The organism is Streptomyces sp. 15-116A, assembly GCF_025290915.1.
In the GTDB taxonomy this organism is placed as follows: Bacteria; Actinomycetota; Actinomycetes; order Streptomycetales; family Streptomycetaceae; genus Streptomyces.
Genome location: NZ_JAOCQE010000335.1, coordinates 1 through 5,927, shown reverse-complemented (window position 1 = coordinate 5,927; position 5,927 = coordinate 1). Strand labels below are relative to the sequence as shown.

Genomic DNA, 5,927 nt, shown 5'->3' with positions numbered 1-5,927 from the left:
CGGCCGGTGAGCCGGGGGCGGGCGGCTTCGACGCCGTGCTGGACGCGGCGGTCCTCGGGGAGCGGGCGCTGTCCTGGGTGCGGGACGGGGGCCGGTACGCCGGTGTCATTCCGTCGGCCGAGCCGGCGGCGGAGCGCGGGGTGCGGGTGGCCGCGGTGGAGGTGGCGGCCGACGGGTCCCGGCTGGCGGAGCTGGTGCGGCTGGTGGAGGAGGGGAAGCTGACGCTGCGCGTCGCCGAGACGTACGGCTTGTCCGACGTGGTCAAGGCGCATGCCCGGCTCGCGGAGGGTGGGGTGCGGGGGCGGTTGGTGCTGGTTCCGTAGGGCGCTGGAGGGTGTGTGTGGGGGGGCGGTGGTGGGCGGGGGTGCGGTGTGCGGCTGCGGCGCCGTGGGGGGCTGGTCGCGCCCACGCGGCGGAGCCGCACATCGACACAGCCCCGCGCCCCTGGGGTGGGGGTGGGCCGTCTTGTCTGCTCGCGTGGTCTCTCGCGGCCCCGGGGTGTGGCCGCGTGCGGTGTCGCGTGCTCGCGTAGCTCCTGGCGTGGCTGGGGTGCGGGGGGAATACCCGCGCCGGGGGGATGGTTCAGCCGTATAGTTGAACCGTAAACAAACCGGAGGGTGAGCGGCCATGCAGTTCGGGATCTTCAGCGTCGGGGATGTCACCCCCGACCCGACCACGGGGCGCACGCCGAGCGAGCGGGAGCGGATCAAGGCGATGGTCGCCATCGCGCTGAAGGCCGAGGAGGTGGGCCTGGACGTCTTCGCGACCGGTGAGCACCACAACCCGCCGTTCGTGCCGTCCTCGCCGACGACCATGCTCGGCTACATCGCCGCCCGCACGGAACGGCTCGTGCTGTCCACCGCCACCACCCTCATCACCACCAACGACCCGGTGAAGATCGCCGAGGACTTCGCGATGCTTCAGCACCTGGCCGACGGCCGGGTCGACCTGATGATGGGGCGCGGCAACACCGGGCCGGTGTATCCGTGGTTCGGCAGGGACATCCGCCAGGGCATCAACCTGGCCGTCGAGAACTACGCCCTGCTGCACCGCCTGTGGCGCGAGGACGTCGTCGACTGGGAGGGGAAGTTCCGCACCCCGCTGCAGGGCTTCACCGCCACGCCCCGCCCGCTGGACGGCGTACCGCCGTTCGTCTGGCACGGCTCGATCCGCTCGCCGGAGATCGCCGAGCAGGCCGCGTACTACGGCGACGGCTTCTTCCACAACAACATCTTCTGGCCGGCCGAGCACACCAAGCGGATGATCGAGCTGTACCGCACGCGGTACGCCCACTACGGGCACGGCACGCCCGAGCAGGCGATCGTGGGGCTCGGCGGGCAGGTGTTCATGCGCCGCAATTCGCAGGACGCGGTGCGTGAGTTCCGGCCGTACTTCGATGTCGCGCCCGTCTACGGGCACGGGCCGTCGCTGGAGGAGTTCACCGAGCAGACGCCGCTGACCGTGGGCTCGCCGCAGCAGGTGATCGAGAAGACGCTGAGCTTCCGCGAGTACGCCGGCGACTACCAGCGTCAGCTGTTCCTGATGGACCACGCGGGGCTGCCGCTGAAGACCGTGCTGGAGCAGATCGACCTGCTCGGCGAGGAGGTCGTGCCGGTGCTGCGCGAGGAGTTCGCCAAGGGGCGCCCGGCGGACGTGCCGGACGCGCCGACGCACGCGTCGTTGCTGGCCGGGGCCAGGAAGGAGACCGTCGCATGAGGCTTGTCGTGGTGTCGGCCGGGCTGAGTGTGCCGTCGTCCACACGGCTGCTGGGGGACCGGCTGGCGGCCGGGGTCACGGGGGTGGTCCCGGCCGAGGTGCGGGTGGTCGAGCTGCGTGACCTCGCCGTGGACATCGCGCACAACTTCACCAGCGGGTTTCCTGGGCGGAAGCTCGGCGAGGCGATGGACGCGGTGACGGGGGCGGACGGGCTGATCGTTGTTACGCCTGTGTTCTCGGCGTCGTACAGCGGGTTGTTCAAGTCGTTCTTCGATGTGCTCGGGGTGCGGGAGCGGGATGCGCTGGCCGGGAAGCCGGTGCTGATCGCCGCCACCGGGGGTACGGCTCGGCACTCGCTGGTGCTGGAGCACGCGCTGCGGCCGCTCTTTGCTCATCTGCGTGCGGTTGTGGTCCCCACGGGTGTGTACGCCGCGTCCGAGGACTGGGGCGCGGAAGGGCTGGACGCACGGATCGAGCGGGCGGCGGGGGAGCTGGCGGGGCTGATGGGAGCGGTGCCGACGGCTCCGGGGGCCGATGACGCCGGGGAGCTGAGGGTGGTGCCGTTCGAGGAGCAGCTGGCGGCGTTGCGGCCGGCCGGGTGAGGTGGTGGGTGGGCGCGGTCGTGTGCGGCTGCGGGGCATGGGTGGTTGATCGCGCAGTTCCCCGCGCCCCTGGGGTGGGTGCAGTGGGCCCGCGTCGCAGGCGGGCCGACGGCCCGGGCTGACGCTTGGCAGACTGGGGGCGTGTCGCACACCGTTCTGCTTGCCGAAGATGATCGGGCCATCCGGAACGCCCTGGAGCGTGCCCTCACGCTGGAGGGCTACGAGGTCACGGCCGTCGCCGACGGGGTGGAGGCGCTGGCGCAGGCGCACCGCAGCCGGCCCGATGTGCTCGTGCTGGACGTGATGATGCCCGGGATCGACGGGCTCCAGGTGTGCCGGGTGCTGCGCGCCGAGGGCGACCGCACCCCCGTGCTGATGCTGACCGCGCTGGTCGAGACCGCCGACCGGATCGCCGGGCTCGACGCGGGCGCCGACGACTACGTCGTCAAACCGTTCGACGTCGAGGAGGTCTTCGCCCGGCTGCGGGCCCTGCTGCGGCGGGCCGCCCCCGCCCCGGAGACCGACGGCGGCCCGCCCGCCCAGCCGCCGTCGAAGCCGCAGCCCCCCGGCCGCCTCATCGAGGCCGCCGGACTGCGCATGGACCCGGGCGCCCGCCGCGCCTGGCGGGGCGAACGGGAGCTGGAGCTGACCCGCACCGAGTTCGAACTGCTCGAACTGCTGCTGCGCAACGCGGGCGTCGTCCTCGACCACGCCACCATCTACGACCGCATCTGGGGCTACGACTTCGGCCCCGGCTCCAAGAACCTCGCCGTCTACGTCGGCTATCTGCGCCGCAAGCTCGACCAGCCCGGCGCACCGCAGCTGATCCACACGGTGCGCGGGGTGGGTTACGTGCTGCGGGAGGACTGAGGTGGCGTCGGCTGCGGGCGGCGGCGCGGGCCGTACGCGGGTGCGCCGGCGGCTGCGGCTGCTGTCGCTGGGAACGACCTTCGCCGTGGCGTTCGCGGCGGTGACCGCCACCGTCACCATGCTGGTCGGCCTCCTCTCCTACAGCGCCGCCGCCCGGCTGGTACGGGTGGACCAGCAGTCCGTGTTCGACGAGGTCGTGCAGGATCTGCGCGCGGAGGTGCGGGAGAACCGGATGACGCCGGTCGACTTCTCCTCCACCGCCCCCGGCCACGATTTGGTGCGGCCGGCCCGGACCGACGTCCAGGTGCTCGCGCCCGACGGCAGCGTCTTCGACCCGGGCAGCCCCGGGCTGCCGGTGGTCGCGGCCGACCGCCGGGTCGCGGCGGCGGACACCGCCGGGCAGGTCGTCACGCACGGGGACGTCGGGGTCGGCGACGAGGTGTACCGGGTCGCGACGGTCGCGCTGGGCGGGAGCCGGGGCGCGGTGCAGGTGGCGCAGTCGTTCTCCGACACGGAGGATCTGCTGCGCGCGCTGCAGCGGCGCACGCTGGTCCTGACGAGCGCGGTGGTCGTCGCGGCCGGTCTGTTCGGCTGGTGGCTGGCCCGGCGGATCACGCGCCGGCTGGTCGTCCTCACCGACGCCGCCGAGGACGTCGCCCGCACCCGGCGGCTCGGCATCCAGGTGCCGGTCGCGGGCCATGACGAGGTGGGCCGGCTGGGCCGCGCCTTCGACCGGATGCTGGGGCGGCTCGCCCAGTCGGAGGAGGACCAGCGCCGGCTGGTGCAGGACGCGGGCCATGAACTGCGTACGCCGCTCACCTCCTTGCGCACCAACATCTCGCTGTTGCGCCGGATCGACGAACTCCCGCCCGGCACGCGCGAGGAACTCGTCGCCGACCTCACCCAGGAGGCACGCGAACTGACCGACCTGGTCAACGAGTTGGTCGATCTCGCGGCCGGTCAGTCCGACAGCGAGCCGCCGCAGCGGGTGGACCTCGCCGACATCGCCGAGGACGTCGCCGGGCTGGCCCGGCGCCGCAGCGGGCGGGAGATCGTCGTCCGGGCGAGCGGCGACACCACGACCGAGGGGCGGCCCGGGATGCTGACGCGGGCGCTGTCCAACCTGGTCGAGAACGCGGTCAAGTTCGACCGGGACGGCAACGGGCCGGTGGAGATCGCGGTCGCCGGTCCGGCGCGGCCGGGGACGGTACGGGTGGAGGTGCTGGACCGGGGGCCCGGCATCGACGACGACGACCTGATCCGCGTCTTCGACCGCTTCTACCGCGCCCCCGCCGCCCGCTCCCTCCCCGGCTCGGGCCTCGGCCTGTCCATCGTCCGCGAGGTCTCCCTGACCCACGGCGGAGCCCCGTACGCCTTCCGCAGGGAGGGCGGCGGCACGGTCATCGGCTTCACGGTGGCGGGGGTGGAGGCCCGGGGGGAGGCGTGAGGCGGGGAGGGCTGCGTCGCGGCGGACGGGCCTGGGGCTCCTCCCGGTCTGCGGTCCCTCCCGGCTCGCGCTCATCCGGGCCCGCGGCCCGAGGCTGGTTCCGGTGAGGCCAGGTCGTGGTCGCGCCGGTCTGTGTGCGTTCCCCGGGGCGGCCCGCGCTGGTCTCCGGGCGGTTCGTGTCCCGGTCAGGGGCCCGTCCGCGCGGCCGGAAGCGGGCGGCGTTCGTTCGCGTACCCGCTCGTCGGCGTGAGCATGTAAAGGTCGGGGGTCGCATGGGCCGGTCTCCCGGAAGGGGTGGGAATCGTGCTGAGCGATGTGGAGGCCGCCGCGCTGGCGGCGATCGACGAGGAGGCGCTCGGGCGGACGCTGCTGGAATTGATCGCGGTGCCGAGTGTGACCGGGAGTGCCGCCGAGTCGGAGCTTCAGCACCTGCTGGCCCGGCGGCTGGAGTCGCTCGGGATGGAGGTCGACCTGTGGTCGATGGACGTGCCCGCGCTGCGCGCCCACCCGGACTTCCCGGGCCTGGAGGCGCCCCGGGAGGAGGCGTGGGGCCTGGTCGGCACCACCCCCGACGGCGGTGGCGGGCCCACCCTGATCCTCCAGGGCCACGTCGACGTCGTACCGCCCGGGGACCTCGCCGCCTGGGACGGCGACCCGTTCGTGCCCCGGGTGACCGGAGATGTCGTCCACGGGCGCGGCGCCTGCGACATGAAAGCCGGACTCGCGGCGCAGCTCGCCGCGCTCACCGCCATCCGCGCGGCCGGGATCCGGCTGCGCGGCCGGGTCGCCGCGCACTTCGTCGTCGGGGAGGAGGACGGCGGACTCGGCGCCTTCGGCACCCTGCGACGCGGTCACACCGGCGACGCCTGCGTCATCGCCGAACCCACCGCCCGCACCCTGATCACCGCCAACGCGGGCGCGCTGACGTTCCGTATCGCCGTGCCCGGCAAGGCGGCGCACGGCAGTTCCCGGGAGCGGGGCGTCAGCGCGATCGACGCCTATCTGCCGCTGCACCGGGCGCTGGCCGCCCTGGAGACCGAGCGCAACCGCGACCCGTCCCCGCTGCTCGCCGAGTACCCCATCCCGTACGGCCTGTCGGTGGGGACCCTGCGGGCCGGTGACTGGGCGAGCAGCGTGCCGGACCTGCTGGTCGCGGAGGGCAGGCTCGGCGTACGGATCGGCGAGGACCCGGCGGACGCCCGCGCCGGCCTGGAGCGGTGCGTCGCGCAGGCGTGCGCCGCCGATCCGTGGCTGCGCGACCACCCGGCCACGGTGACCTGGCCGGGCGGGCA

6 protein-coding genes are annotated in these 5,927 nt (G+C 73.9%); all 6 read left to right on the top strand.

The features are described from left to right. Positions 1 to 323: zinc-binding dehydrogenase (locus tag N4P33_RS31490; protein WP_260830358.1), on the top strand; the 323-nt coding region annotated here is incomplete at its 5' end. Positions 324 to 627: 304 nt separating this feature from the next. Beyond that, positions 628 to 1,716: an LLM class flavin-dependent oxidoreductase gene (locus tag N4P33_RS31485; RefSeq protein WP_260830357.1), complete on the top strand. Its 1,089-nt coding sequence runs from the start codon at positions 628 to 630 to the stop codon at positions 1,714 to 1,716. Beyond that, positions 1,713 to 2,318, top strand: a complete 606-nt coding sequence (locus N4P33_RS31480) for an FMN reductase (protein WP_260830356.1) — start codon at positions 1,713 to 1,715, stop codon at positions 2,316 to 2,318. The genes N4P33_RS31485 and N4P33_RS31480 overlap by 4 nt, the downstream gene beginning before the upstream one ends. 141 nt (positions 2,319 to 2,459) lie before the next feature. Then, on the top strand, positions 2,460 to 3,188 hold the full coding sequence (locus N4P33_RS31475) for a response regulator transcription factor (protein ID WP_260830355.1): 729 nt from the start codon (positions 2,460 to 2,462) through the stop codon (positions 3,186 to 3,188). Position 3,189: 1 nt separating this feature from the next. Beyond that, positions 3,190 to 4,635: a HAMP domain-containing sensor histidine kinase gene (locus tag N4P33_RS31470; RefSeq protein WP_260830354.1), complete on the top strand. Its 1,446-nt coding sequence runs from the start codon at positions 3,190 to 3,192 to the stop codon at positions 4,633 to 4,635. A 303-nt stretch (positions 4,636 to 4,938) separates the two neighbouring features. Beyond that, positions 4,939 to 5,927 (top strand): M20/M25/M40 family metallo-hydrolase (locus tag N4P33_RS31465; protein WP_260830353.1); only part of this gene is annotated, 989 nt, incomplete at its 3' end.